Consider the following 24,895-nt stretch of genomic DNA (forward strand, 5'->3'; position numbering starts at 1 on the left):
GGCCCAGTTCGGTAGTGCTGCTACTCCTTCACGAAGATGCCCATGAAGTAGGGCGCGCCATCGTCGTTCTCACCGAAGGGAACAGCGCGGAAGCCGACCAGCTCGTCCTCGATTCCGGTCGCCTGCACGATCGTGCCGGCGGCAGTCTCGACCTCGACGGCGAGATCCGCTCCGCCGATGCTCAGCGCCGAGCCGCTCGGAAGCATCTGCAGGCGCTCGATCAGGCTCTTCCGGCCGTCGTCGCCGAGGTGGCGCCAAGCGTTGCGGATGACCACGAGGTTCGCGGCTGGGATCTCGCAGTCGCGGAGATCGGCGACGTCGAACGTGACCCGCTGCCGCACCGCTGGCGACGGCCGCCACGCGCTACCGGACTCCCGGAAGTGGCTGAGGACCTGGGGCGGGGTCAGGACCCCGGCAAGGGCACCCGCGCCGCATGCCCGCGCGACGAATCCGGGAGAGGTGACGCCGAGCCGTGCGATCGCGATCAGTTCCGGGTCGACGTCCGTCGCGATCACCCGTCCGGGGATCCCGTACTGCTCGAGCAGCATCGCGATCGAGTAGGCCTCCTCACCCGTCGCGACCGCGCCGCAGTAGACCGTGACCGGCGCGGGGACGGCCTGCAGGAAGCGCAGGATCGGGATCCAGGTGTACCTGAGGCGGAACCAGTCCGTGCGCGCCGTCCCCATGTGGGTCGTCGTCTGCCGCAGATCGAGCTCGTCTCTCACTGGTCCCCCTTCACCGCGAGGAACCCCGCGAAGTGCATCCACCGCATCACCGGCTCGACGTCCTCGAACCCTACCGACGCCAGCTCGTCGACCAGCTGCTCCGTCGTCCGCGGCCGCAGCACACCCCGCAGCGCCCGATCCTTCGCCAGGACTTCGTCGGCGGGGATGCCGGCGCGTAGCTTGTGGGAGTGAAGCGCCTGCGCGGCGCGACTCTGCGCGGCCGGCGACCTCGGGAGTGTCTTCTCGAACAGGACCAGCGCCCCACCCGGCTGCAGCGCGTCGAACACGTTCCGGAGCAGCCGCGAGCGGGTGGCCGGCGGCAGGAACTGGGCGACATAGTGCGCCACCACGAGATCCGGGGCGCCGAGGTCGCAGTCGGTGGCGTCGCCGTGCCGAAAGGTCGCGCGAGAGCCGCGGGACTGCGCTTCGCGGAGCATCTCGGGCTCGGAGTCGATGCCGAGCACCGCGACGTCAGGGTGCCGATCGGCGAGCGCAGCCGTCAGCGTCCCGGTGGAGCAGCCGACGTCGACGATCGACGCCCCGGGCGCTGCCCACCAGTCCGAAAGCTCGAGGATCAGCTCGTGCCCTTCCCGGTACAGCGGGACCGATGCGTCGATGTGGCAGTCGAATCGCTCAGCCAGTCCGGAGCCCCAAGCCCACGCGGTCCGCTCGCTGGTCGCAGTCACTCGCCGCGGTCCTCGGGCCGGACGCGCCACTTCCGGAAGAACGCCTCAAGGCTGTCCGGGGCCGTCATCTCGTCGGCGTCTCGCTCCGGTTTCAGGATGCCCGCGCGACGCCCGGCCCGGTCGAGATCCTTCAGCGCCGACTGGTACTGCGAGACCAGCGTCGACGGAGCCACGCCGGCGGGCGCTGAGTCCATGCGACGCGCGAGATTCCGGGCGAGATCGACCGTGGCCGTCGCCGCAGCGATCTTCTCGAGACCGAGCGCGGTCACCGTCCGGTTCACGGCCATGAGGTGGCGTCTGCTGGCCATTTACGGCCTCCGATCGGTCGAAATTGGGGTGCGGGGAGGGAGGACCACCCCCCGCGGGAGTGGTCCGTCCCCCAAGGCGGGGCTGGATTTTCTGGCGGATGTGCAGAGACCCCCGCTCCCCAACCGGAAGGAAGTCGGAGCGGGGGTCTCGGTGCCCTCCTGCCGCTCATGGGCGGTGGGGGCGGGACGCGGCGGGCGCTCGCGGGCGAGCTCTCCCATACCCGACGCGTCCTGGTCTGGGTCAGCGGCGAGCGGCGATCAGCTCGCGCACTTCGCTGGGGGTGTTGAGGTGCAGACCGCCAGCGGCGAGCGCGAACCAGTCGAGCTGGCCCGGCTTCTGGCCGAGGTAGAGAGCGTGGTCATAGGACCAGGCGCTGCCTGCCGCGAAGCACACCGAGTAGTCGAGCTCGATGCGCGGGTTGGGCGTGTAGAAGTTGCGCGCCAGCTCCTCGAGGGTGGGGCTGACGCCGAACAGATCCGACACGCGCATGCGGAAGCGGACGATCGGGGTCACGGTCTTCCACGCTGCGCGCGCCTCGCGCCACGCGGCGGATGCTCCCTCGTCGGCGAGGTCGATGACCTGGTCCGACGTCGTGGCGTAGGTGAAGCCGTACTGCTGAGCGGCGACCACAATCGGCGCGGTCAGCGCGTCGAACTTCGGGCGCAGAGCGATCACCAGGTCGTCGAGCAGCGGGATCGTGGCGGCCTGCACCTCGTCACACAGACGCGACTCGAACACCTGCGAGCCGGGGCCGAGACCCTTGGCGCTGGCGAAGTTCCACTTGTCGGTGCTGGAGTGCTCCCTCACTGAGAGGTCGAAGACCTGGCCGGCCACCTCGTCGTCGGCGAGGTCAAGCAGCGCGGGTGGCTGCGAAACAGCGGCCGCGTGGGCAAGATCGATGAGCTCGATACCGCGGACGATCGGTGCGGGGGTCGTGACGCCGGCGGTCTCGCAGGCGACCCTGAACTCGATGAGGTCTCGGTACTGCATCACGCCGTCACCTCCTGAAGCTCGACGATCTGGTTCGCCTCGAGGAGGCGCTCGATCTGGAGCGGATTGGTGTCGGCGGGCAGGATCCCGTGACGGTAGATGTACACGTTCGGCTGCGAGGCCGAGTCGGCGACGACGACGACGCCGGTGACCTGATAGCGGGCACTGCCGTGGATGAAGGTGTTCGGGGTGAAGGCCACGGTCACACCTCCCAGCCGGCGGCGCGCGCGAGCTCGTCGACGTCGGTGAGGTCGGCGGTCTGCGTCGACGTGAAGGCGCTCTGGTAGAGCTGCTCCTCGGCGAGGTCGAGGGGGCGTGACACGATGCCCTTGCCGGCCTCGAACGACGCGACGGCGTCACCGGTGATCGGCTGCGTCGGGGCGGGGGCGGGGGCGGACGCCTGGGGAGTGGGTGAGAGGTGTAGGGCAGCGGCCGCTTCGCGCTGAGCGCGAACGTTCAGGCCGTGCGCCATTGCCTCAGCGACGCGATGATCGAGAGCGGGGCTGGCGCCGCGGGCAACGCCGGAGAAGTGGGTCATGAGGACCTCCATGGTGGGTGATGTCACGCGCGCCACGGGCTGCTACGTGTTCCCCACCGGGGCTCCTGCGAGAACGGGCCGCCACTGGCTGGATCACCGTTCTCGCAGGACCAGTTTAACCCGCGAGCCGCTCATCTGCCGGAGGCGCGGCGAGCTCCGGTCGACGCCGGAGGAGGCTCGTCAACTCCCGGTCGAGGATCGCGAGGTCGATGCGTCCGTCAGTGGTGAGGACCCGGTCGACGCCGACGAACGCGGCGAAGTCCTCGAGCCTGCGGAGCCGACCGCGGCACGCCTCCCTGATCGTGTCGGCGCGCAGCTCGGCGACCAGCGCGCGGGCCTGGTTTCGCTCCCGCTTCAGCTTCACCACGCTCTCGATCAGCTTCTGCTCGGCGGGCCGATAGTCGGTCATGCCGCCTCCCTCGTCGACGTCAGCAGCCGGTACTCACGCCACCGACCAATCCGGTTCTGCGGTCGCCGCGAGATGACACCCTTCGTGATCAGCTCCGCCAGCGCTCCGTGAACCGTCCGATTCGACAGGGCCAGGTCACGGGCGATCTCCGGCGCCTTCGACACCACGACCCCCGCCTGCGCTCGGTGCCCGAGGTACACGAGCACGAACCGCGCCGTCGGCGTCAGCAGCGGATCCCTACCCAGCGCGATCGCCCATGCCGCATGCTCTTCGTTCTCCATCACGATGCCTCCTGCCACTCGCCGTCAGCTGTCTGAATCCAGCCGGTCTGGGCCGACCCGGGCTGCGTGGTCGGCCAGTCTTCAACGGCGCTTTCGCTTGAATCTGGCACTGCCGATGTCCTGGCACTGTCCTGTCCTACGTCCGCGCCTACGTCACGCGTGACGCGATGCGTTGCATCACTCCCAGCGTCACGCATCACCGGAACAGCCCGAGCTCTCCCGTTTGACCCCCCGTTGGCCGTTCTGGCCCGGAATCGCGCGGCTCGGACCCTCGCGGCCTCCTTGCGCTCGGCAACCGCTGCCGCGAGCTCCTGCCCCATCAGCGTCCAGTTGCAGACCTCGACACCGTCCGGGTTCCTCGCCCATAGTCCGGCGCATACGAGTTCGTCACGCGTGACGTCATCCGTACCCTCAGGGTGCAGCAGACGAAGCGATCGAGTCGGGATCCGTCCGTCGGTTCCGGCTTCGTTGGACCACATCAGGGAGCCGGTGAACGTTCGCCAGGCGCGATCCGAAAGCCCGTCCATGATGGGGTTCATCAACCAAGGGCCCGGCAGCCTGGAGTCCGTCATCAGCGATTCACCTCCCGGGGCGCGTTGAGCCTGCGTGCCTCGTCTGCGGCCGCGGCCAGCGCGAGCGAGAGTGCTGCGGCCTCGTCGCCGCTGCACTCGTCATCGACGGAGAGCTCGACGATCCACTCGGGCTCGTCATCGGCTCGGAGCACCTGCACTCGCCAGCGCTCGTCCTCGAGCTTGAGCGCGGCGTGCTGATGCCACGGGCTGCCGTCCTCGCCGATGACGTGCGCGCCGCGGTAGTTCACGCACGCCGGCTCGCGGCACGGGATCAGGAGTCCGCCGAACGGCTCGGCGGAGAGCGTGACCACTCGGCGGCCGTCCGCGAGGTCGACCCACGGGAGGCGGGCGTACATGCCCCCGCGCACCTGCCGGAGGGTGAGCTGCATCTGCTGCAGGTCACCGATCGTGGAGCCGGCGAACATCCGGATGATGAACCGCCTCGCGGCTTCGTCCTCGACGATCCGGCCAGCGAACCGGTAGCCGTCCGCCTCGTAGACGGGCCGGGCTAACAACCGCACCACGGTCGCCCACCCTTCGAAGCGGGAGGCGTAGTCGACTTCCAGCGGATTGAGCGGGGTGCGGTCGTCGATCACGGTCGTCCCGCTTGACGAGGTGTCGGGGGCGGGCGGTACGATCACGGTGGACATGGGTTCTCTCTCTTCTTGGTAGGTCGAGCGGGAGTCTTCGGGTCGCGCAGCCGGTGATGACGGCGGTGCGGCCCTTTCCTGTTGGTGGCGGGTGTCGGGGTGGACACGGGTCCCTGACGCGGGAGAGCGGCTCACAGCGGCTTGCGTCCTGCCGGGTGTTCCTCGCGCGATCTGAGGCGCTCGAGGGTCTCCGTCAGGTCCTGCGTCAGGCGGGGCAATAACCGCAGGAGCAGCCCCGCTGTGATCGTCTTCCCGCGGGTGAGCTGCACGGCTGCGACTCGGGTGGTGGATCCCTCGATCGCGAGCGTCACGCGGACCTCGCCGAGCTTCGCGCCGGCCATCTAAGACGCCGCCGCGGTGCTTGTGCGGGCGGAGGCGGCAAGCCAAGCCTCGATGTCCGCGCGGTCGTAGATGATCACGCGCGGGGACGGGCGCAGGTAGCGAGGTCCGATGCCGCGAAAGCGCATCTGGGCCAGGTTCGCGCGTGTCACCCCGGGGACCATCTCGCAGACCTCATCGATGCTGAGGTATCGGCGCGCCTCCCGGGAGGCGGTGGGGTTGTGGACAGTCATCGAAGCTCCGTTCAGTCGATTGATGCGTCGCCCTGTCACGGGTACGCACTGACGATCTTCCCGACTGTGCGCCGCCGTGTCAAGTCAGCGCACGGGAATGATTTCCGTGCGCTGTCAACGTCCGGCACTATGGAGCCGTGAACATCGACGCGCGCACCCCGTCCGGCCAGCGCGTGCGCTGGAGGGACGCGACTCTCCGAGTAGCCGGACCGCTCGGTCCAGTGCTGATAGTGCCGATGCTCACGGTCGCAATCACCGAGGAGCCTGGCGCTGCGTTCGACGTGGAGATCGATGCAGAGTTCGACCCCGAATCTCTGAGGTACCGCGCGCGAGCCCTGAGGATCGCCTCGGAGGACGTGACAGGGGCGATGCTTCGGACCGTTCGAGTGCTCGACTATCTGCGCATTGCTAGCCGACAGGGAATTTTCGTGCAGACCGAGGATCCTGAGGAGAGCCCTCCGGTATCGATCGCGCACTGGATCGGCTCGCGCGAGACCCTGCCCCTGCGCTTCAAGGAAGAAAGCCCCGCGCTCTCGTTGCGCTACGTCGCCTTCGTTTACTTGCTCGCCTCGGCCGCTTCTGAGCCGCCGGCAAAGGCCGTGGAACGAGACCTGAAGGTCTCTCCCCGGACTGCGACAAACCGCATCCGAGCCGCCCGGGAAGCGGGGATGCTCGACTGGAAGGTCCAGCTCTTGTCGACAGGCCTTTCGCGACAGACCGAGCGCGACGGTGGGTAGCGTCACCCCCTACGAGACGGCGGCCGGCAAGCGGTACCGCGTCCGCTACCGGAAGCCGGACCACTCTCAGACGGACAAGCGTGGATTCCGCACGAAGCGTGAGGCCGAACTGTTCCTCGCGTCCGTCGAGCTCGACAAGGTCCGCGGCATCTACCTCGACCCGTCGAAGTCCCGCGTCACCGTAGGGGAGTGGCTGACCGACTGGATGACGACCCGCACCGATCTTCGGGCGACGTCGCGGGAGCGCGCCGAGGGCATCATGCAAGGCCACATCGTGCCGGCGCTCGGTCGGTACCCGCTCGGAGAGCTCACTCACGGCACAGTCCAGGCGTGGGCGAGCCAGCTGCTCGCGACGCAGTCGCCCTCGAGCGTGCGGAAGATCGTGAACGTGCTCTCCGGGGCGCTGACTGCCGCACAGCGCGACGGGCGGATCCCGGCGAACCCGGCGCACGGGCTGAAGCTCCCGAAGGTCACCGCCGCCGCGAAGCTCTACCTCTCGCACGACGAGGTCGCCCAGCTCGCGGCCGCCGTCGACGCGATCGGCCGCGGCGCGGAGAGCGGCGCCCGGAACGGCTACGGGCTCCTCGTGCGCGTCCTCGCGTACTGCGGACTCCGCTGGGGCGAGCTGTCCGGCCTGCGGGTGCGTGACGTCGACCTGCGCCGCGGGCGGCTCGAGGTGTCGCACACCGTCGTCGAGGTCGGGGGAGTGCAGCACGAGTCGACCCCGAAGGACTACGAGGCGCGGTCGATCCCTGTCCCGGCGTCGATCGTCGCGGAGCTGCGCGCGCACGTCGCCGGCCGCGCGCCAGATGATCCGGTGTTCCCCGGGAGCCGCGGGAACGGATGGCTCAGGGGCCGCGTGTTCCGCCGTGGATGGCTCGACGCGGCCGCGGAGTCGATCGGCCGGCCAGAGCTCACGCCCCACGCGCTGAGGCACACCGCAGCGTCTCTCGCGATCAGCGCCGGCGCCAACGTGAAGGCCGTGCAGCGCATGCTCGGGCATGCCTCCGCAGCGGTCACGCTCGACGTGTACGCGGACCTCTTCGAGGACGACCTGGACGCGGTCTCAGCCGCCCTCGATCAGGCCATTCAGCGGGCGGTTGTGGGCAGAACGTGGGCAGAGCCCGGGAACGAACAAGGCCCGGATCGCGCTACTTCCGCGTGATTCCGGGCCTTTCGAGGTGGTGCCCCCAGTAGGATTCGAACCTACGCCCCTGCCTCCGGAGGGCAGTGCTCTATCCCCTGAGCTATGGGGGCCAGGAGTGCCTGACCACATTAGCACCCGGGCGGGGCGGGCCCCGACGCCGGGAGCGGTCCTCCCGCATGCCACGATGGAGCCATGCTGCGCACCGTCTCCGCCTCGCTGGATCTGCGTCTCAACGGCCCGACCGACCTGATCTTCCTGGTGGCGGCGACGCCCACGGGCGACTCGTTCGAGGACTCCTTCACCGTCCGGCTCGACGGGCAGGACGTGCCGGTGCGGGAGTTCCCGGCGCGGCACGGCGCCCGCGTGCACCGCGTCGCGGGGAACGAGGGCGACCTGCGGGTCGAGTACCGGGCGCGGGTCGCCGGGCACGGCGCTCCGGACGAGCCGAGCGAGCTCGAGCTCGTCGAGTACCTGCGGCCGAGCCGGTACGCCGAGGCGGACGTGCTCGGCGGGATAGCCCGGCGCGAATTCGGGCGGGCCCGGGGCTTCGAGGCGCTGACGGCCGTCGAGGAATGGGTGCACGGCCACCTGTCGTACGTCTACGGGTCGACGGTCGGCACCGGGGGAGCGGCGCAGGTCATCGAGAGCGGCCAGGGCGTGTGCCGGGACTTCGCGCACACGGTCGCCGGGCTGCTCCGCGCCCTCGACATCCCCGCCCGGGTGACGGCGGTCTACGCGCCGGGCGTCGAGCCGCGGGATTTCCACGCGGTCACGGAGGCCTGGGTGGGCGGCGCCTGGCACGTCGTGGACGCGACCCGGCTGGCTCCGCGCGGGTCGATGCTGCGCATCTCGTCCGGCCGGGACACGGCTGACACCGCGTTCCTCAGCAGCTACCTGACGGACCTGCGCCTGACCGGGATGAGCGTGGAGGCCGACTGCGACGCGGCGCTCGTCGACGACCACGTCTCGCCGGTGCGCCTGGGCTGACGCCGGGGCTCAGCCGGCGAGGACGCCGATCGCCGACCGCACGAGCGGCTCGGGGTCGCCCGGCTCGACGAAGGAGGCGCTGGACGCCTCGATCCAGTACTCGCCGACGAAGGCGTCCGCGACGCCCCGCCCCTCGGCCACCTGGTAGTAGCCCTCGATCTCCGGCGGCTTGCCGTAGGTGGGGACGGCCTTGCTGGTGGTGAAGAACTCGTTCTTGAGCGCCTCGATCACCGCGGGGTCGAGGTGGGCCACGGCCAGCTGCAGCTCGGCGCCCGAATCGTCGGACCATCCGCAGACCAGGCCGTCGTACTGGGCGATCTCCTCGGAGACGGCGGTGGTCCCGATGCCGTCGTCCGGGGAGAATCCGCCCCACAGGCCCGCGAGCGCCGAGGCCGGGACCAGCTGCTCGCAGGCGAGGGGGATCGGCGTGCCGCTGACGGCGCCGCTCGCGCTCGGCTCCGGGTCGGCCGCGGGGGAGCAGCCGGAGAGGGCCGCCGCGGCGAGGGCGACGAGGAGGAGGGCGGCGGGACGGCGCATGCGTCGCACCCTAGCAACGCCGCCCTGCCGAGCGGCCCCGCGGTGCAGGAGGGACGGGGGGCGCGGGCGCGGCGGCCGGTAGAATCGCTCCCCGTGACTCCCGAACAGCTCGCCGCCTCCCTGCACGCCCTCGTCCTCGACGCCGTGCAGCGACGGGGGAGCGATGCGGGCGTCGAGCTCTCGGACGTCGTGCTGGAGCGCCCGAAGAACCGCGACCACGGCGACTGGGCCTCGAACATCGCGATGAAGCTCGCGAAGCGGGTCGGCGCGAACCCGCGCGAGCTCGCCGCCGAGCTGGCCGAGGGGCTGGGCGCGGTCGAGGGCGTCGCCACGGTCGAGGTCGCCGGTCCCGGCTTCCTCAACGTCCGGCTCGAGGCCGCGGCCGCGGGCGCCCTTGCCGGCGCGATCGTCGAGGCGGGCGAGTCCTACGGCACCGGGTCCGCCTACGCCGGCGTCCGGATGAACCTCGAGTTCGTCTCCGCCAACCCCACCGGCCCCATCCACATCGGCGGGACGCGCTGGGCGGCGGTCGGCGACAGCCTGGCCCGGATGCTCCTCTCGCAGGGCGCCGAGGTGACCCGCGAGTACTACTTCAACGACCACGGCGCGCAGATCGACCGCTTCACGCGGAGCCTCCTCGCCGCCCACCGCGGCGAGCCGACCCCGGAGGACGGCTACGGCGGCGCCTACATCGGCGACATCGCCGAGCGCGTCGCGGCCGCCTACCCGGGCGACCTCGCCGTCCTGCCCGAGGAGGAGCTCGCCGAGACCTTCCGCTCGATCGGCGTCGAGCTGATGTTCGGCGAGATCAAGCAGAGCCTGCACGAGTTCGGCGTCGACTTCGACGTGTACTTCCACGAGAACTCCCTGCACGAGTCGCGCGCCGTCGACCGCGCGATCGAGCGCCTCCGCGAGCTCGGGCACATCTTCGAGGCGGACGGCGCCACCTGGCTGCGGACCACCTCGTTCGGCGACGACCGCGACCGCGTCATCATCAAGAGCGACGGGGAGGCGGCCTACATCGCGGGCGACCTCGCCTACTACCTCGACAAGCGCGAGCGCGGCTTCGATCGGGCGATCATCATGCTCGGCGCCGACCACCACGGCTACATCGGCCGGATGATGGCGATGTGCGCGGCGTTCGGCGACACCCCGGGCGTGAACCTCGAGATCCTGATCGGCCAGCTGGTCAACCTGCTCCGCGACGGCGAGGCGGTCCGGATGTCCAAGCGGGCGGGGACCGTCGTCACGATGGAGGACCTCACGGAGGCCGTCGGCGTGGACGCCGCGCGCTATTCGCTGGTGCGCTCCTCGGCCGACTCGACCCTCGACATCGACCTCGACCTGCTGACCAAGCGGAGCAACGACAACCCCGTCTACTACGTGCAGTACGCCCACGCGCGCACCCGCCAGGTCGCGGCGAAGGCCGCGGCGTCGGGCGTCCCCGTCGAGCCGTTCGCGCCCGAGACGCTGGTGCATCCGACCGAGTCGGCGCTGCTCGGCGGCCTGCAGGAGTTCCCGCGCATCGTGGCGCACGCCGCGGAGCTGCGCGAGCCGCACCGCGTCGCGCGGTACCTCGAGGAGGTCGCCGGCCTCTACCACCGCTGGTACGACAACTGCCGGGTCGTGCCGCAGGGCGAGGACCCGGTCGAGGCCGTGCACTCGACCCGGCTGCGCCTGAACGAGGCGACCGGGCAGGTGCTCCGCAACGGGCTCTCCCTGCTGGGCGTCACGGCCCCGGACCGGATGTGAGCGCGTCGGGGGCTGCGCCGCGGCGCCGGCGCGGGGGACGCGCGGCCGTGGTGGTCGTCGTGGTGCTGGTGCTGCTCGTGGTCGCGGCGGTGGTGGGCGACTCGCTCGCCCGCCGCGCCGTCGCGGACCGCGCCGCCGCGAGCCTCCGCGAGGCGCTCGCACTGCCCGTGGACCGGGCGGTGGACGTCGACGTCGCCGGCTGGGCCGTGCTCCCGCAGCTCGTCTCGGGGCGGCTGGACCGGCTCGACCTGCGCAGCCCGGACGTGACGTTCGGCGAGCTCGACGGCGACGTCGCTGCGACCCTGATCGGGGTGCCGGTGAGCGGCGTCGGAGCGGTCGAGTCCGGCAGCACCACGGTCGCGATCGACGCGGCCTCGGTCTCGCGGCTCGTCACCGAGCGCAGCACCGTTCCCGTCGACGAGGTGACCCTGGACGCTCCGCTCGTGCGCGTGACCGCCTCCGTCGAGGTGCTGGGCCTCCGGCTCGGCGCGGGCGTGGGGATGGAGCTCGCGGCCGTGGACGGCGCCATCCGGCTGACCCCGGCCGAGGTCTCCGCCGCCGGTGCGACCTTCTCGGCGACCGACTTCCGCGACCGCTTCGGCGCCGTCTCCGGCGACCTGCTCGCTCCGTCCTCCGTGTGCATCGCGGACTCGGTGCCGCGCGGACTGACGCTGACCGGAGTCGAGGTCGCCGACGAGTCGCTGAACGCGAGCTTCGCGCTCTCTCCGACGTTCCTCAGCGACCCCGCGGAGCAGGAACCGGGCACGTGCGCCTGAGCCCGCGCGGCGCCGCCGCCCCGGACCGGTAGGATCGGAGCCCTGTGCCGGCGTCTTCCGCGGGCCGAACACTGACATCGCTGGCTTCAGGGGTCAATCCGGACCCGCTCGCCCCGCAGTGACGCTCCCACTCTCTCCTGTGAGGTCTCACCCGTGGACACCGTCGACGCCCGCGCCCGCGCCCCCCGGCATCCGCTCGCGCCTGAGTGGCTGCACACGCCCGCCGACCCGAACGCCCTGGCCGACGGCGTGTGGCCGGACAGCGCCGAGCGCGGCGAGGACGGCGGGATCCGGATCGCCGGAGTGCCCGTCGCCGAGCTGGTGCGCGAGCACGGCACTCCTCTCTACGTGGTGGACGAGGCCGACGCCCGCCGCAGGGCCGTCGAGATGCGTGAGGTCTTCGCCCGCGAGCTCGGCCGGATCGGCACCGGCGTCACGGTCTACTACGCGGGCAAGGCGTTCCTCTCGACCGAGGTCGCCCGCTGGATGCGCGACGAGGGCCTGAACCTCGACCTCTCCAGCGGCGGCGAGATGGCAGTGGCCCTCGCCGCCGGGATCGAGCCCGAGCGCTTCGGCCTCCACGGCAACAACAAGTCGCTCCGCGAGATCGACAGGGCCGTCGAGGTGGGCGCGGGCACGATCGTGCTCGACAGCCTCGTCGAGATCGAGCGCGTCGCAGCCGCGGCCGAGCGGCACGGCCGCGTGCAGGCGGTGCGCCTCCGGGTCAACAGCGGAGTGCACGCGCACACCCACGAGTTCCTCGCCACGGCGCACGAGGACCAGAAGTTCGGCCTCGCACTCGCCGACTGCCCGGCCGCGGTCGCCCGCATCCGCTCCTTCTCCTCCCTGCGGTTCCTCGGGCTGCACTGCCACATCGGATCCCAGATCTTCGGCTCCGCCGGGTTCGCGGAGTCGGCGTCGCGCCTGCTCGACGTCCACGCGGCACTGCTCGCGGACGGGCCCGTGCCGGAGCTCAACCTCGGCGGCGGCTTCGGCATCGCGTACACCAGTGCCGACGACCCGACCCCGATCGCCGAGATCGCGGCCGCCGTCGCCGACGCGGTCGCCGAGCAGTGCTCCGCCCGCGGCGTCCCGGTGCCGCACATCGCGATCGAGCCCGGCCGCTCGCTGATCGGGCCCGCCGGCGTCACCCTCTACGAGGTGGGCACCGTGAAGGATGTGACGGTCGGCTCCGAGGGCTCGACCGCGGTCCGCCGCTACGTCAGCGTCGACGGCGGCATGAGCGACAACGCCCGTCCGGCGCTCTACGGCGCCGACTACACGGCGCGGATCGCCGACCGCTCCTCCTCGGCCGAGCCCGCCCTCGTGCGGGTGGCCGGGAAGCACTGCGAGTCGGGCGACATCGTCGTCCACGACGACTTCCTGCCCGCGGACGTGCGGCCGGGCGACCTGCTCGCCGTCGCCGCGACCGGCGCCTACTGCTGGTCGCTCGCCAGCAACTACAACTACCTCGGGCGCCCCCCGGTGGTCGCCGTCCGCGACGGGCGCTCGCGCGTCCTCGTGCGCGGCGAGACCGAGGAGGACCTCCTCCGCCGCGACGCCGGCATCGAACGAAAGGCCACCTCCCGATGATCGAGTACCGCAGCCTCCGCGTCGCCCTGCTGGGCGCCGGGTCCGTCGGTGCCCAGGTGGCGCGCCTCCTGCTCGACCACGGCGACGAGCTCGCCCAGCGCGTGGGGGCGCCGCTGGAGCTCGTGGGCGTGGCCGTCAGGGACGTGGACGCGCCCCGCACCGCCGACATCCCGAAGCACCTGCTCACCACCGACGCCGAGTCGCTGATCCTGGGCGCCGACATCGTGGTCGAGCTGATCGGCGGGCTCGAGCCCGCCCGCAGCCACATCCTCACGGCGATCTCGTCGGGCGCGGACGTGATCACGGCCAACAAGGCGCTGCTCGCCGCCCACGGCAACGAGCTCTTCGAGGCCGCCGACCAGGTGGGCGCCCAGCTCAACTACGAGGCGGCCGTCGCCGGCGCGATCCCGATCATCCGGCCGCTGCGCGACAGCCTCGCCGGCGACCGGGTCCACCGCATCCTCGGCATCGTCAACGGCACGACCAACTACATCCTCGACCGGATGGACACCGAGCACGCGAGCCTCGAGGACGCGCTCGCCCGCGCGACCGAGCTCGGCTACGCCGAGTCCGACCCGACCGCCGACATCGAGGGCTACGACGCGGCGCAGAAGGCGGCGATCCTCGCCCGCCTCGCGTTCCACACCGACGTCCCGGTCACCCTGGTGCACCGCGAGGGCATCACCGGCATCACGAAGGCGCAGGTCGACCAGGCCCGCGACTCCGGCTACGTGATCAAGCTGCTCGCGATCTGCGAGCGGCTGACCGACGCCAAGACCGGCGTGGAGGGCGTGTCCGCGCGGGTCTACCCCGCGCTCGTGCACCGCTCCCACCCGCTCGCGGCCGTGCACGGGGCCAACAACGCGGTCTTCGTCGAGGCGGAGGCGGCCGGCGACCTGATGTTCTACGGCGCCGGCGCCGGCGGGATCGAGACGGCCTCCGCCGTCCTCGGCGACGTCGTGTCGGCCGCCCGCCGCCACGTCGTCGGCGGCCCCGGCCTGGTGACCAGCGCGAGCTCCGGGCTCGCGGTCCTCCCGATCGGCCACGTCACCACCCGGTACCAGGTCACCCTCGAGGTGCTCGACCGCCCCGGCGTGCTCGCGCAGATCGCGGGCGTCTTCGCCGACCACGGCGTCTCGGTCGAGACCCTGGTGCAGACCCCGCCCGGCGCCGACCCGCTGGAGGAGCAGGGCGGTGCGGAGCGGCGCGAGCCGACCGCTACCCTGGTCATCGGCACGCACGCCGCGGCGGAATCCGATCTGGCGGCCACCGTCACCGCCCTCCATTCGCATGGTTTCGTCGGCGCCGTGACGTCCGTTCTACGAGTTGAAGGAGCCTGAGATGGCCAAGCAGTGGCGCGGAGTCCTGCACGAGTACGCGGACCGCCTCGATGTCACCGAGGCGACCCCGGTCATCACTCTCGGCGAGGGCGGCACGCCGCTCATCCCCGCGGCGGCCCTCTCGGCGCGCACGGGCGCGAAGGTGTGGGTCAAGTACGAGGGCATGAACCCGACCGGCTCCTTCAAGGACCGCGGCATGACCATGGCGATCTCGAAGGCCGTCGAGCACGGCGCGAAGGCCGTCATCTGCGCTTCGACCGGCAACACCTCCGCGTCGGCCGCCGCCTACGCGACGCACGCCGGCATCACCGCGGCCGTCCTGGTGCCGGAGGGCAAGATCGCCCTGGGCAAGCTCAGCCAGGCGATCGCGCACAACGCGCAGCTGCTGCAGGTGCAGGGCAACTTCGACGACTGCCTCGACATCGCCCGCGACCTCGCGAAGAACTACCCGGTCCACCTGGTCAACTCGGTGAACCCGGACCGCATCGCCGGCCAGAAGACCGCGGCCTTCGAGGTCGTCGAGGTGCTGGGCGACGCGCCGGACTTCCACATCGTCCCGGTCGGCAACGCGGGCAACTACACCGCCTACTTCCGCGGCTACTCGGAGGAGCTGGAGCGCGGCGAGTCGACCCGCCTCCCGCGCATGTTCGGCTTCCAGGCCGAGGGCTCCGCTCCGATCGTGCACGGCGCCCCGGTCCGCCACCCCGAGACGATCGCCAGCGCGATCCGGATCGGCAACCCGGCCTCGTGGGAGCTCGCCCTCAACGCGCGCACCGTCAGCGACGGCTACTTCGGCGCGATCAGCGACGAGAAGATCCTCGAGGCGTACCGCATCCTCGCGGGCGAGGTCGGCGTCTTCGTCGAGCCGGCGTCGGCGATCAGCGTCGCGGGGCTCCTCGAGCGCGCCGAGGCCGGAGCGATCCCGAAGGACGCGACCGTCGTCCTGACGGTCACCGGCCACGGGCTCAAGGACCCGCAGTGGGCGCTCCGCACGGCCGACGGCGCGGACATCACGCCGACCGTCGTCCCGGTCGACACCGCCGCGATCGCGGACGTGCTGGGGCTGGCCGGCGCATGACCTCGGCGGTTCCCGTCGGCCGCACCGTCCACGTCAAGGTCCCCGCCACCTCGGCGAACCTGGGCCCCGGCTTCGACACGCTCGGCCTGGCGCTCTCGTTCTACGACGAGCTCGACGTGACGGCCGTCGCGGCCACGGGTGCGCGGGTCACCGTGCACGGGGTCGGCGAGGGAGAGGTGGCGACCGACGAGACGAACCTCGTCGTGCAGGCCATCGCGTACACGTTCGCCGACCAGCGGCAGGAGATGCCCGGCATCGAGGTGATCGCGCGCAACATCATCCCTCACGGCCGCGGGATGGGCTCGTCCGGCGCCGCGATCGTCTCCGGCATCATGGCCGCGAAGGGCCTGCTCGAGGGCGTCGTCGAGCTCGACTCGGACGACCTCCTCCGCATCGCCACCGAGATGGAGGGGCACCCCGACAACGTGGCGCCCGCGCTGTTCGGCGGCCTCACCATCGCCTGGGTCGAGCCGCACGCCTCCGGCGCCGACGACTCGCCGCTGCGACCGCGCTCCAAGAAGCTCATGGTCCACCGCGGCGTGTCCCCGGTCGTCTTCGTGCCCGAGCACACCATGTCGACGCGGCTGGCACGCTCGCTGCAGCCGCAGAGCGTGCCGCACGAGGACGCGGTGTTCAACGTCTCGCGCTCCTCGCTCCTGATCGCCGCTCTCATCCAGAGCCCGGAGCTGCTGTTCGCGGCGACCGAGGACAAGCTGCACCAGAACTACCGCGCGGCCGCCATGCCCGAGACCTCAGCGCTGATCGCGCTGCTGCGCTCGCACGGCTACGCGGCCGTCGTCTCGGGTGCCGGACCGAGCGTCCTGGTGCTCTGCAGCGACCCCGCACAGCGCCTCGCCGCCGCGGATCTGGTGGAGCGGGAGGCCCCCACGCCGTGGCGCGCGCACATGCTGGCCGTCGACTTCAAGGGTGCTACAGTGGGGACCGCATCCCGAGGAACCGCGTAACGAGCGGAATCTGTCCGACGGATCGTCCCGACAACCACGGCCATCACATCGTGTGAAGGGCGCCCCTGCTCCTCTTGCAGACCGGCGCCTGGTCTCCGGGCCCTCTCCTCGCTCTCTGCGGCAGTCGGTCCCGGCGGCCGAGAGCATCGCGTGGATCAGAACACGCGATGGCACCGCACGGTCGATGAGCTCTCCCGGTGAGCACTCGTTCCCGGGGGGAAGGAACCCTCTCCAGTGACAGACGTCAACACCCACGGCTCGACCGTGGACCTCACCGCCGACCTCTCCGGTCTGCGCGTCGCCGAGCTCCAGGCTCTCGCGACGCGGCTCGGCCTCGGCGGCGCCTCCAAGCTCCGCAAGGGCGAGCTGGTCCAGGCCATCTCGGACCTGCGCGCCGCCTCCGCCGAGGACGCGCCCGCCGCGATCGCCGACGCGGTCGATCCGGACGACGCAGCGGTCGCCCCGGACGTCGACGCAACCGGCGTCGAGGCCGAGCCGGCCGATGTGGCCGAGCAGTCCGCTCCGCAGCCCGAGGCGCCGGCGGAGCTGCCGACGCCCGTCGAGAGCACCGAGGCCGACACGGCCGACGTCCTCGAGCAGGCCGCGCCCACCGTCGACGAGCCCTCCGCGACGGCCGCCGAGTCGGCCCCCGTCGAGCTCGAGCTCCCCGCGGCGGCCGAGCCGGTCGCCGAGCCCGCCGAGCGCGCGCCCCGCCGACGCAGCTCGCGCCGCGCCTCCAGCGGCACCGTCGCCGCCGGCGAGCACCTCAACATCCCCGGCGGGACCGGCGTCGAGTCGCTGATCCCCGACCTCCCCGTCATCGAGCAGGACCGCGACGCCGACCAGGCTGCGAAGCCCGTCATCGACATCGAGCTGCCCAACGGGCCGGAGTCGGACGACTCCTCCCGCGAGGGCGGCCAGCGCGAGCGCCGCGGACGCCGCCGCAGCCGCGGGGGCGCCTCCGAGCAGAGCGAGCAGGCCGAGCAGGCGCCCGCCGAGAACGACGCCGACTCCTCCGACTCCGGCGACCAGCAGGAGCAGCAGGGCGGCGACCAGCAGCAGAACGGCGACCAGCAGGGCACCGGCCGCGGTCGCAACCGCCGCAACCGGAACCGCAACCGCGGGGACGACCGCCAGAACGACGCTCAGCAGAGCCCCGCCTCGCAGTCCCAGCCGCAGAACGGTCAGGGCGCGCGCGCCGCGCAGTCCGAGGGCCAGCAGGCTCCTCAGCAGAACGGCTCCGGACAGCCCCAGAACGGCCAGCAGGCCGAGGGCGAGGACGGCCGCCGCAGCCGCTACCGCGACCGCAAGCGCCGCGGCGGAGCGATCGGCGACGACTTCGAGCCCGAGATCGGCGAGGACGACGTCCTCATCCCGGTCGCCGGCATCCTCGACGTCCTCGACAACTACGCCTTCGTGCGCACCACCGGGTACCTGCCCGGCGTCAGCGACGTCTACGTCTCCCTCGGCCAGGTCAAGAAGTACAACCTGCGCAAGGGCGACGCGGTCGTCGGCGCCATCCGCCAGCCCCGCGAGGGCGAGGGCGGCGGCCGCCAGAAGTACAACGCGATCGTCCGCGTCGACTCGATCAACGGCCAGACCGTCGAGGAGGCCGCTGCGCGCGTCGAGTTCCAGAAGCTCACGCCGCTCTACCCGACCGAGCGCCTGCGCCTCGAGACGGAGCCCGGCAAGCTGACCCAGCGGATCATCGACCTGGTCGCCCCGATCGGCAAGGGACAGCGCGGCCTGATCGTCGCGCCGCCCAAGGCCGGCAAGACCATCGTCCTGCAGCAGATCGCCAACGCGATCGTGCAGAACAACCCCGAGGTCCACCTGATGGTCGTCCTGGTCGACGAGCGTCCGGAGGAGGTCACCGACATGCAGCGCACCGTGCGCGGCGAGGTCGTCGCCTCCACCTTCGACCGCCCGGCCGAGGACCACACGACCGTCGCCGAGCTCGCGATCGAGCGCGCGAAGCGCCTGGTCGAGCTGGGCCACGACGTGGTCGTGCTGCTCGACTCCATCACCCGTCTCGGCCGCGCCTACAACGTGACCGCTCCTCCCTCGGGCCGCGTGCTCTCGGGCGGCGTGGACGCCTCGGCGCTGTACCCGCCGAAGAAGTTCTTCGGAGCGGCGCGCAACATCGAGAACGGCGGCTCGCTCACCATCCTCGCGACGGCGCTCATCGAGACCGGCTCGAAGATGGACGAGGTGATCTTCGAGGAGTTCAAGGGCACCGGCAACATGGAGCTCCGCCTCTCCCGTCACCTCGCCGACAAGCGGATCTTCCCCGCCGTCGACGTGAACGCCTCCGGCACGCGCCGCGAGGAGATGCTGCTCAGCGCCGACGAGGTCAAGATCACCTGGAAGCTGCGCCGCGCCCTCGCCGGGCTCGACCAGCAGCAGGCGCTCGAGATCATCCTGTCGCGCCTGAAGGAGACCTCGTCCAACGTCGAGTTCCTCATGCAGGTCTCGAAGTCGGCCGTCGGCCCGGCCACCGCCGGCCACGGCAACGGCCACCACTAGCGCCCCGACGTCCGCGGTCGCCCCTGTCACCGGGGGCGGCCGCGGACGTTTTCGCGTCCCCGGGCGATGAGCCCGACCCCGACCACCTCCGGAAGCCAGGACCCCATGTTCGAATCCGTCAGCGTCCTCCTCGCCGAGCACGAGGACCTGCAGACGCAGCTCTCCGACCCGGCACTCCACGCCGATGCCGCCCGCGCCAAGAAGGTCAACCGGCGCTACGCGGAGCTGAGCCAGATCAAGGCGGCCCACTCCGCCTGGATCCAGGCCGGCGAGGACCTCGAGGCCGCGCGCGAGCTCGCCCGCGAGGACGAGGCCTTCGCGGAGGAGGTCCCCGAGTTGGAGGAGTCGCTGCGGGTGGCGCAGGAGAAGCTGCGGCGCCTGCTCATCCCGCGCGACCCCGACGACGGCCGCGACGTCATCATGGAGATCAAGGGCGGCGAGGGCGGAGCCGAGAGCGCGCTGTTCGCGGCCGACCTCCTCCGGATGTACCTCCACTACGCCGAGGCGAAGGGCTGGAAGACGGAGATCCTCGACCGCGACGAGTCCGACCTCGGCGGCTACAAGAACGTGCAGGTCGCGATCAAGAGCAACGCCACCGATCCCTCGCAGGGCGTGTGGGCGCACCTCAAGTACGAGGGCGGCGTGCACCGGGTGCAGCGCGTCCCCGTGACCGAGTCGCAGGGGCGGATCCACACCTCGACCACGGGCGTGCTCGTGTTCCCCGAGGTGGACGCGCCCGAGGAGGTCGCGATCAATCAGAACGACCTGAAGATCGACGTCTACCGCTCCTCCGGTCCCGGCGGGCAGTCCGTCAACACGACCGACTCCGCCGTGCGAATCACCCACCTCCCGACCGGCATCGTCGTGTCGATGCAGAACGAGAAGAGCCAGCTGCAGAACCGCGAGGCGGGCATGCGCGTGCTCCGCGCTCGCATCCTGGCCCGCCAGCAGGAGGAGATCGCCGCGGCGGCTTCGGACGCGCGCAAGACGCAGATCCGCACGATGGACCGCTCCGAGCGCATCCGGACCTACAACTTCCCCGAGAACCGCATCGCCGACCACCGCACCGGCTACAAGGCGTACAACCTCGACGGCGTGATGAACGGCGCGCTCGACCCGGTGGTGGAGAGCGCCATCCAGGCCGACGAGGAGGCCCGCCTGGCCGACATCGGCTCCGAGGAGGCGTGACCCTCGTGACCACCGGCGTCGACGCGCGCACCCTCCTCGCGGACGCGGTCGCCCGCCTCGCCGCCGCCCGCGTCCCCACGCCGGACGTCGATGCGGAGCTGCTTCTCGGGCACCTGCTCGGGCTCGGCCGCGGCCGGCTGCAGGCGCGCCTCATCACGGGGCTGACCGTCGACGACGAGCACGCCGCGGCGTTCGCGAGCGCGATCGAGCGCCGGTCGGCTCGCGAGCCGCTGCAGCACATCACCGGGATCGCGCCGTTCCGCTCGCTCGAGCTCGCGGTCGGACCCGGCGTGTTCGTCCCGCGACCCGAGACCGAGGGCGTCGCGCAGATCGCGATCGACGCGCTCCGTGCGGTCGTCGATCCGGAGCCGATCGCCGTCGACCTCGGCACGGGCAGCGGAGCCCTGGCGCTCGCGCTCGCGCACGAGGTGCCGTACGCGCGCGTGATCGGCGTGGAGAACGCTCCCGAGGCGTTCATCTGGGCCCGCGGCAACCGCGAGCGGCTCGGGCTCGAGAACGCCCGCATCGTCTTCGACGACCTCGCCCGGGCACTTCCCGAGCTGGACGGCACCGTCTCCGTCGTCGTCTCCAACCCGCCCTACATCCCGGCCGCCGCCGTCCCGCGCGACCCGGAGGTACGCCTGTTCGACCCGCCCTCGGCGCTCTACGGCGGCGAGGACGGCCTGGACGTCGTCCGCTCGCTCTCGGCGACCGCCCTCCGCCTGCTCCGCTCCGGGGGAGTGCTGGTGATGGAGCACGGCGAGCTGCAGGGCGCCGATATCCGCGCCCTGCTCACTGCCGACGGCTGGCGCGGAGCGACCACGCAGCGCGACCTCACCGGCCGCGACCGCGCGACGGTGGCGGTGCGCTGAGGCGTCGCGGAGCTCTGCTAGCCTCAGCGGCGATCCGGTGGCCGCACCGGGCAGGCAGGCTCGGGAGGCTCGCATCGCCGCTGCACGCGATCGGCCGCGCCGTCGGCTCCGCCGCCCGCTGCTGATCGTCCTGGCGGTCGTGGTGGTCGCGGCCCTCGTCGTGGTCGCCGTGCGGCTCCTCGAGCGGAGCGACGGAACTGCTCCCGTGGCCTGCGCGCCGTCGTCCGCCTTCGCGTCGCCCGCGCCTGCCATCGGCTCGGTCGATGACTACCTGGGCGGTCGGTCCTACCTCCGCGGCGTGAACGTGTTCGATCTGCAGTCGCGCGTCGACGTCGGAGTCGACTGCACCGCCGGGAATCCGCCCGAGAGCTACGAGTTCCTGGCGGACCGCGGACTCACCCTGGTCCGGCTCGCGGTGCCCTGGTCGCTCCTGCAGCCGCAGGCCGACGGGGAGAGCACCGACGACGCTCTGGCGAAGGGGCTCGATCCGGCGGCGGTCGCGCTGCTCCGGACCGAGATCGCCGCCATCGGCGCCGCCGGCATGCGGGTCGTGCTCGACCTGCACAACAACGGCACTTATCCGGCGAGCCAGGGCGATCTGCCCGAGGGGACCGTCTGATTCGGATCCGGGCTCTCGGTATCCCAGGCGCAGAGGGTCTGGACCCTGCTCGCGGCGGAGTTCCAGAACGACGGACGCATCGCCGCCTACGACCTCTTCAACGAGGTGAAGCGGTCGCTGGTCCCCGTCGAGACCTACAAGGCCTACACGCAGGCCGTGGTGTCGGCCGTCCGGGGAACCGGCGATCGGCACACGATCTGGGTCGAGGGGATGCGGGAGGCGACGACGGGCACGGTCGCCGCGATCGCACCCGACGGGCCGTGGATCCAGGACCCGCTGGACCGGATCGTGTACTCGCAGCACTTCTACCCCGGCGGCACGGGCACGACCCTGCGCTCGGACAAGCAGGGCGGCACCGACGAGCATGTCTTCGTGGCGGCGGTGACGACCTTCGGGCAGTGGTGCCGGCGGTACGGGGTGCACTGCTCGGTCGGGGAGGTCGGCTGGCCCAGCGATCAGAGCCTCTCTCGCACCGCGGGCGGCGCGGGCTCCTGGACGGACGTCGGCGAAGCCTTCTACACAGCACCGACTGGCTGTTCCCGCTGATCGAGAACGACGAGCCTCTGGTGGTGGTCGCCGTGGGCGGCACGCCGGAGTCCTCGGCCAAAGCGGCGGAGGCGGTCGCCGCCCGCACGTCCCGGATGACCTGGCTCGCGTACGACGGATTCGACCAGCAGTGGCACGGCATCGGCGAGGAGCGGCCGCTCGCCGATTCGCTCGCCCGTGCCGATCTCGTCCTGGTCGGGATGGGCATGCCCCGCCAGGAGCGCTGGATCCTGGAGAACCGGGACCTCGCCCCGCGGGCGGCGTTCGCGAACGTGGGGGGGCTGCCTCGACTACATCGCCGGCACGCAGGCGCTCGCCCCGCGGTGGATGGGCGCCCTGGGCGTGGAGTGGCTGTTCCGCCTGGCGCGCGACCCGCGCCGGCTCGCGGCCCGCTACCTCCTCGAGCCGCTGCAGCTGCTCCGCATCGTCCTGTCCGGCCGGTCCCGCGCGAAGCGGACGCCCGGCCCGTGCGACTCTCCGCGGCCCTCCGGCCGGGTGTCGACCGGAGTCGGTCCGCACTGATCCCCGCCGGCGGGCCGCCTCAGGCCTGAGCGGAGTACTTCTCCTCGGTGGCGGCCTTCGCGGGGCGCCACCAGTCCTCGTTGGCGCGGTACCAGTCGATGGTGGCGGCGAGTCCGGCGTCGAAGTCGGTGTAGCGGGGGCGCCAGTCGAGTTCGGTGCGCAGGCGGGTGGAGTCGATGGCGTAGCGGAGGTCGTGTCCGGCGCGGTCGGTGACGTGGTCGAAGGCGTCCTCGGGTTGTCCGAAGGCGGTGAGGATGCGGGTGACGACGTCGAGGTTGCTCTTCTCGCCGTCGGCGCCGATGAGGTAGGTCTCGCCGATCTCGCCGCGGTCGATGATGGCCCAGACGCCGGTGTTGTGGTCGTCGACGTGGATCCAGTCGCGGACGTTGGCGCCGGTGCCGTAGAGCTTGGGGCGGATGCCGTCGATGGCGTTGGTGATCTGGCGGGGGATGAACTTCTCGACGTGCTGGTAGGGGCCGTAGTTGTTGGAGCAGTTGGAGATCGTGGCGCGCACGCCGAAGGAGCGCACCCAGGCGCGCACGAGGAGGTCGCTGGCTGCCTTGGTCGAGGAGTAGGGGCTGGAGGGGTTGTAGGGGGTGTGCTCGGTGAAGCGCGCGGGGTCCTCGAGCTCGAGGTCGCCGTACACCTCGTCCGTCGAGATGTGGTGGTACCGCACGTCGTGCGCGCGCACCGCCTGCAGGAGCGCGAAGGTGCCGATGACGTTCGTCGCGAGGAAGGGCGTCGGGTCGTGCAGCGAGTTGTCGTTGTGCGACTCCGCGGCGAAGTGGACCACCAGATCCGCATCGGCGACCAGCCGGTCCACCAGCTCGGCGTCTGCGACGTCGCCCTCGACCAGCCGCACGCGGTCGGCGACGGGGGCGAGGGAGTCGCGGCTGCCCGCATAGGTGAGCTTGTCGAGCACGGTGATCCGCGCGTCGGGACGCTCGCGCAGGGTCAGGTGGACGAAGTTGCTGCCGATGAAGCCGGCACCGCCGGTGACGAGGATCCGCACGGGTTCTCCTGGAGGTCGGGAAGGTCGGGGGAGGCCGGGCTCAGCGGCCCGCGTTCACGCCTTCGAGGCTGAGCAGGCGGTGGAGGTAGGCGCCGTAGCCGCTCTTGACCAGCGGTGCGGCGAGCTCGGCGAGGCGGGTGTCGTCGATCCAGGAGTTGCGCCAGGCGATCTCCTCGATGCAGCCGATCTTGAACCCCTGCCTCTGCTCGATCACGCGCACGAACTCGGTCGCCTCGATCATGGAATCGAAGGTCCCGGTGTCGAGCCAGGCCGTTCCCCGGTCGAGCACCTGGACGTTCAGCCGCCCCGCCTCGAGGTAGCGCTCGTTGATCGTCGAGATCTCGAGCTCGCCGCGGGCCGAGGGCGTGATCGTCTTCGCGATCGCCACGACGTCGTTGTCGTAGAAGTAGAGGCCGGGCACGGCGTAGTTGCTGCGCGGCTGCTCGGGCTTCTCCTCGATGGAGACGGCTCGGAAGTGCTCGTCGAACTCGACGACCCCGTAGGCGCGCGGGTCGGCGACCTGGTAGGCGAAGATGACGGCGCCCTCGATCGTGGTGTTCGCCGCGAGGGCGGTACCCAGGGCGGTGCCGTGGAAGATGTTGTCGCCCAGGACCAGGGCGACCGACTCGTCGCCGATGAACTCCTCGCCGATCAGGAACGCCTGCGCGAGCCCGTCGGGGGAGGGCTGCACGGCGTACTCGATCCGCATGCCCAGGCTCGACCCGTCGCCCAGCAGGGCGCGGAACTGGTCGTTGTACTCGGGGGTCGTGATCACGAGGACCTCGTCGATCCCGGCCATCATCAGCGTCGACAGCGGGTAGTAGATCATCGGCTTGTCGTAGATCGGCATCAGCTGCTTCGAGATGCCCTTGGTGATCGGCCACAACCGCGACCCCGAACCACCCGCGAGGACGATGCCCCTCATCGGAGCAGCCCCGGGTGAGGAGCTGCGGCGGGGGTCCGCTG

Annotated in this window: 27 protein-coding genes, 1 tRNA gene and 2 pseudogenes; 15 read left to right on the plus strand and 15 right to left on the minus strand. The window is 71.5% G+C overall.

Features of this window, described 5'->3' with window-relative positions:
* Positions 1 to 20: 20 nt before the first annotated feature.
* From C5C50_RS00915 to C5C50_RS00965, 11 genes are all read right to left on the minus strand, one after another.
* Entirely contained in the window at positions 21 to 725 is a 705-nt protein-coding gene (locus C5C50_RS00915) for a CheR family methyltransferase (RefSeq protein WP_146085835.1), read from the minus strand.
* Entirely contained in the window at positions 722 to 1,411 is a 690-nt protein-coding gene (locus tag C5C50_RS00920) for a methyltransferase domain-containing protein (protein ID WP_181133866.1), read from the minus strand. Before C5C50_RS00920 ends, C5C50_RS00915 begins: the two co-directional genes overlap by 4 nt.
* Positions 1,408 to 1,719: a hypothetical protein gene (locus C5C50_RS00925; RefSeq protein WP_146085836.1), complete on the minus strand. Its 312-nt coding sequence runs from the start codon at positions 1,717 to 1,719 to the stop codon at positions 1,408 to 1,410. Before C5C50_RS00925 ends, C5C50_RS00920 begins: the two co-directional genes overlap by 4 nt.
* A 241-nt stretch (positions 1,720 to 1,960) precedes the next feature.
* The gene (locus C5C50_RS00930) at positions 1,961 to 2,713 is read right to left on the minus strand and encodes a hypothetical protein (RefSeq protein WP_104272638.1); all 753 of its coding nucleotides are present in this window, start codon (positions 2,711 to 2,713) and stop codon (positions 1,961 to 1,963) included.
* Positions 2,710 to 2,910, minus strand: coding sequence for a hypothetical protein (locus C5C50_RS00935; RefSeq protein ID WP_146085837.1), 201 nt, complete (start codon positions 2,908 to 2,910; stop codon positions 2,710 to 2,712). Before C5C50_RS00935 ends, C5C50_RS00930 begins: the two co-directional genes overlap by 4 nt.
* Positions 2,911 to 2,912: 2 nt before the next feature.
* Entirely contained in the window at positions 2,913 to 3,275 is a 363-nt protein-coding gene (locus C5C50_RS00940; RefSeq protein ID WP_181133867.1) for a hypothetical protein, read from the minus strand.
* Positions 3,276 to 3,363: 88 nt separating this feature from the next.
* The gene (locus C5C50_RS00945) at positions 3,364 to 3,657 is read right to left on the minus strand and encodes a hypothetical protein (protein ID WP_104272641.1); all 294 of its coding nucleotides are present in this window, start codon (positions 3,655 to 3,657) and stop codon (positions 3,364 to 3,366) included.
* Positions 3,654 to 3,941, minus strand: a complete 288-nt coding sequence (locus C5C50_RS00950; RefSeq protein ID WP_104272642.1) for a hypothetical protein — start codon at positions 3,939 to 3,941, stop codon at positions 3,654 to 3,656. Before C5C50_RS00950 ends, C5C50_RS00945 begins: the two co-directional genes overlap by 4 nt.
* 568 nt (positions 3,942 to 4,509) lie before the next feature.
* On the minus strand, positions 4,510 to 5,160 hold the full coding sequence (locus C5C50_RS00955) for a hypothetical protein (RefSeq protein WP_104272643.1): 651 nt from the start codon (positions 5,158 to 5,160) through the stop codon (positions 4,510 to 4,512).
* Between the two features lie 131 nt (positions 5,161 to 5,291).
* On the minus strand, positions 5,292 to 5,501 hold the full coding sequence (locus C5C50_RS00960; RefSeq protein ID WP_104272644.1) for a hypothetical protein: 210 nt from the start codon (positions 5,499 to 5,501) through the stop codon (positions 5,292 to 5,294).
* Entirely contained in the window at positions 5,502 to 5,732 is a 231-nt protein-coding gene (locus C5C50_RS00965) for an AlpA family transcriptional regulator (protein WP_104272645.1), read from the minus strand. It abuts the gene before it with no gap.
* Between the two features lie 137 nt (positions 5,733 to 5,869).
* On the opposite strand from C5C50_RS00965, the gene C5C50_RS00970 reads away from it, so the two are divergent.
* Positions 5,870 to 6,469 (plus strand): hypothetical protein, encoded by a 600-nt coding sequence (locus tag C5C50_RS00970; RefSeq protein ID WP_146085839.1) that lies wholly within the window; start codon positions 5,870 to 5,872, stop codon positions 6,467 to 6,469.
* Positions 6,462 to 7,634: a tyrosine-type recombinase/integrase gene (locus C5C50_RS00975; RefSeq protein ID WP_104272647.1), complete on the plus strand. Its 1,173-nt coding sequence runs from the start codon at positions 6,462 to 6,464 to the stop codon at positions 7,632 to 7,634. The genes C5C50_RS00970 and C5C50_RS00975 overlap by 8 nt, the downstream gene beginning before the upstream one ends.
* A 17-nt stretch (positions 7,635 to 7,651) precedes the next feature.
* On the opposite strand, the gene C5C50_RS00980 is transcribed toward C5C50_RS00975, so the two are convergent.
* Positions 7,652 to 7,726, minus strand: a tRNA-Arg gene (locus tag C5C50_RS00980).
* A gap of 82 nt (positions 7,727 to 7,808) precedes the next feature.
* On the opposite strand from C5C50_RS00980, the gene C5C50_RS00985 reads away from it, so the two are divergent.
* Positions 7,809 to 8,603, plus strand: a complete 795-nt coding sequence (locus C5C50_RS00985) for a transglutaminase family protein (protein WP_104272648.1) — start codon at positions 7,809 to 7,811, stop codon at positions 8,601 to 8,603.
* Positions 8,604 to 8,612: 9 nt separating this feature from the next.
* Here C5C50_RS00985 and C5C50_RS00990 read toward each other — a convergent pair whose 3' ends face one another.
* The gene (locus C5C50_RS00990) at positions 8,613 to 9,140 is read right to left on the minus strand and encodes a hypothetical protein (RefSeq protein ID WP_104237561.1); all 528 of its coding nucleotides are present in this window, start codon (positions 9,138 to 9,140) and stop codon (positions 8,613 to 8,615) included.
* A gap of 93 nt (positions 9,141 to 9,233) precedes the next feature.
* On the opposite strand from C5C50_RS00990, the gene argS reads away from it, so the two are divergent.
* From argS to C5C50_RS17220, 12 genes and pseudogenes are all read left to right on the plus strand, one after another.
* Positions 9,234 to 10,892: an arginine--tRNA ligase gene (gene argS, locus C5C50_RS00995; RefSeq protein ID WP_104272649.1), complete on the plus strand. Its 1,659-nt coding sequence runs from the start codon at positions 9,234 to 9,236 to the stop codon at positions 10,890 to 10,892.
* Positions 10,893 to 10,939: 47 nt separating this feature from the next.
* The gene (locus C5C50_RS01000) at positions 10,940 to 11,668 is read left to right on the plus strand and encodes an LmeA family phospholipid-binding protein (RefSeq protein WP_181133868.1); all 729 of its coding nucleotides are present in this window, start codon (positions 10,940 to 10,942) and stop codon (positions 11,666 to 11,668) included.
* A gap of 153 nt (positions 11,669 to 11,821) precedes the next feature.
* Positions 11,822 to 13,261 (plus strand): diaminopimelate decarboxylase, encoded by a 1,440-nt coding sequence (gene lysA / locus C5C50_RS01005; RefSeq protein WP_104225560.1) that lies wholly within the window; start codon positions 11,822 to 11,824, stop codon positions 13,259 to 13,261.
* The gene (locus C5C50_RS01010; RefSeq protein WP_104223002.1) at positions 13,258 to 14,601 is read left to right on the plus strand and encodes a homoserine dehydrogenase; all 1,344 of its coding nucleotides are present in this window, start codon (positions 13,258 to 13,260) and stop codon (positions 14,599 to 14,601) included. The genes lysA and C5C50_RS01010 overlap by 4 nt, the downstream gene beginning before the upstream one ends.
* A 1-nt stretch (position 14,602) precedes the next feature.
* Complete coding sequence (gene thrC, locus C5C50_RS01015; RefSeq protein ID WP_104223003.1) at positions 14,603 to 15,679, plus strand: threonine synthase; 1,077 nt, start codon at positions 14,603 to 14,605, stop codon at positions 15,677 to 15,679.
* A complete protein-coding gene (thrB, locus tag C5C50_RS01020; RefSeq protein ID WP_104223004.1) occupies positions 15,676 to 16,644 on the plus strand; it encodes a homoserine kinase in 969 nt (322 codons plus the stop codon). Before thrC ends, thrB begins: the two co-directional genes overlap by 4 nt.
* A gap of 234 nt (positions 16,645 to 16,878) precedes the next feature.
* A complete protein-coding gene (rho, locus tag C5C50_RS01025) occupies positions 16,879 to 19,170 on the plus strand; it encodes a transcription termination factor Rho (protein ID WP_104272651.1) in 2,292 nt (763 codons plus the stop codon).
* Between the two features lie 105 nt (positions 19,171 to 19,275).
* Positions 19,276 to 20,358 carry a peptide chain release factor 1 gene (gene prfA / locus C5C50_RS01030; RefSeq protein WP_104232724.1) on the plus strand — a complete coding sequence of 361 codons (1,083 nt, stop codon included), beginning with the start codon at positions 19,276 to 19,278 and terminating at the stop codon, positions 20,356 to 20,358.
* On the plus strand, positions 20,355 to 21,230 hold the full coding sequence (prmC, locus tag C5C50_RS01035; protein ID WP_104272652.1) for a peptide chain release factor N(5)-glutamine methyltransferase: 876 nt from the start codon (positions 20,355 to 20,357) through the stop codon (positions 21,228 to 21,230). The genes prfA and prmC overlap by 4 nt, the downstream gene beginning before the upstream one ends.
* A gap of 304 nt (positions 21,231 to 21,534) precedes the next feature.
* Positions 21,535 to 22,395 (plus strand): annotated as a pseudogene (locus C5C50_RS17215) (glycoside hydrolase family 5 protein).
* 32 nt (positions 22,396 to 22,427) lie between these two features.
* Positions 22,428 to 22,607 (plus strand): annotated as a pseudogene (locus C5C50_RS17450) (hypothetical protein); the annotation flags it as partial.
* The gene (locus tag C5C50_RS17220; protein ID WP_219813756.1) at positions 22,573 to 22,917 is read left to right on the plus strand and encodes a WecB/TagA/CpsF family glycosyltransferase; all 345 of its coding nucleotides are present in this window, start codon (positions 22,573 to 22,575) and stop codon (positions 22,915 to 22,917) included. The pseudogene C5C50_RS17450 and the gene C5C50_RS17220, both read left to right, overlap by 35 nt.
* A 19-nt stretch (positions 22,918 to 22,936) precedes the next feature.
* Here C5C50_RS17220 and rfbB read toward each other — a convergent pair whose 3' ends face one another.
* Together rfbB and rfbA are read right to left on the minus strand one after the other, a co-directional pair.
* Positions 22,937 to 23,929: a dTDP-glucose 4,6-dehydratase gene (rfbB, locus tag C5C50_RS01055; protein ID WP_104223009.1), complete on the minus strand. Its 993-nt coding sequence runs from the start codon at positions 23,927 to 23,929 to the stop codon at positions 22,937 to 22,939.
* A gap of 40 nt (positions 23,930 to 23,969) precedes the next feature.
* Positions 23,970 to 24,854: a glucose-1-phosphate thymidylyltransferase RfbA gene (gene rfbA, locus C5C50_RS01060; RefSeq protein ID WP_104232713.1), complete on the minus strand. Its 885-nt coding sequence runs from the start codon at positions 24,852 to 24,854 to the stop codon at positions 23,970 to 23,972.
* Positions 24,855 to 24,895 lie beyond the last annotated feature (41 nt).

It is taken from the genome of Rathayibacter sp. AY1D9, assembly GCF_002932395.1.
Classification (GTDB): Bacteria; Actinomycetota; Actinomycetes; order Actinomycetales; family Microbacteriaceae; genus Rathayibacter.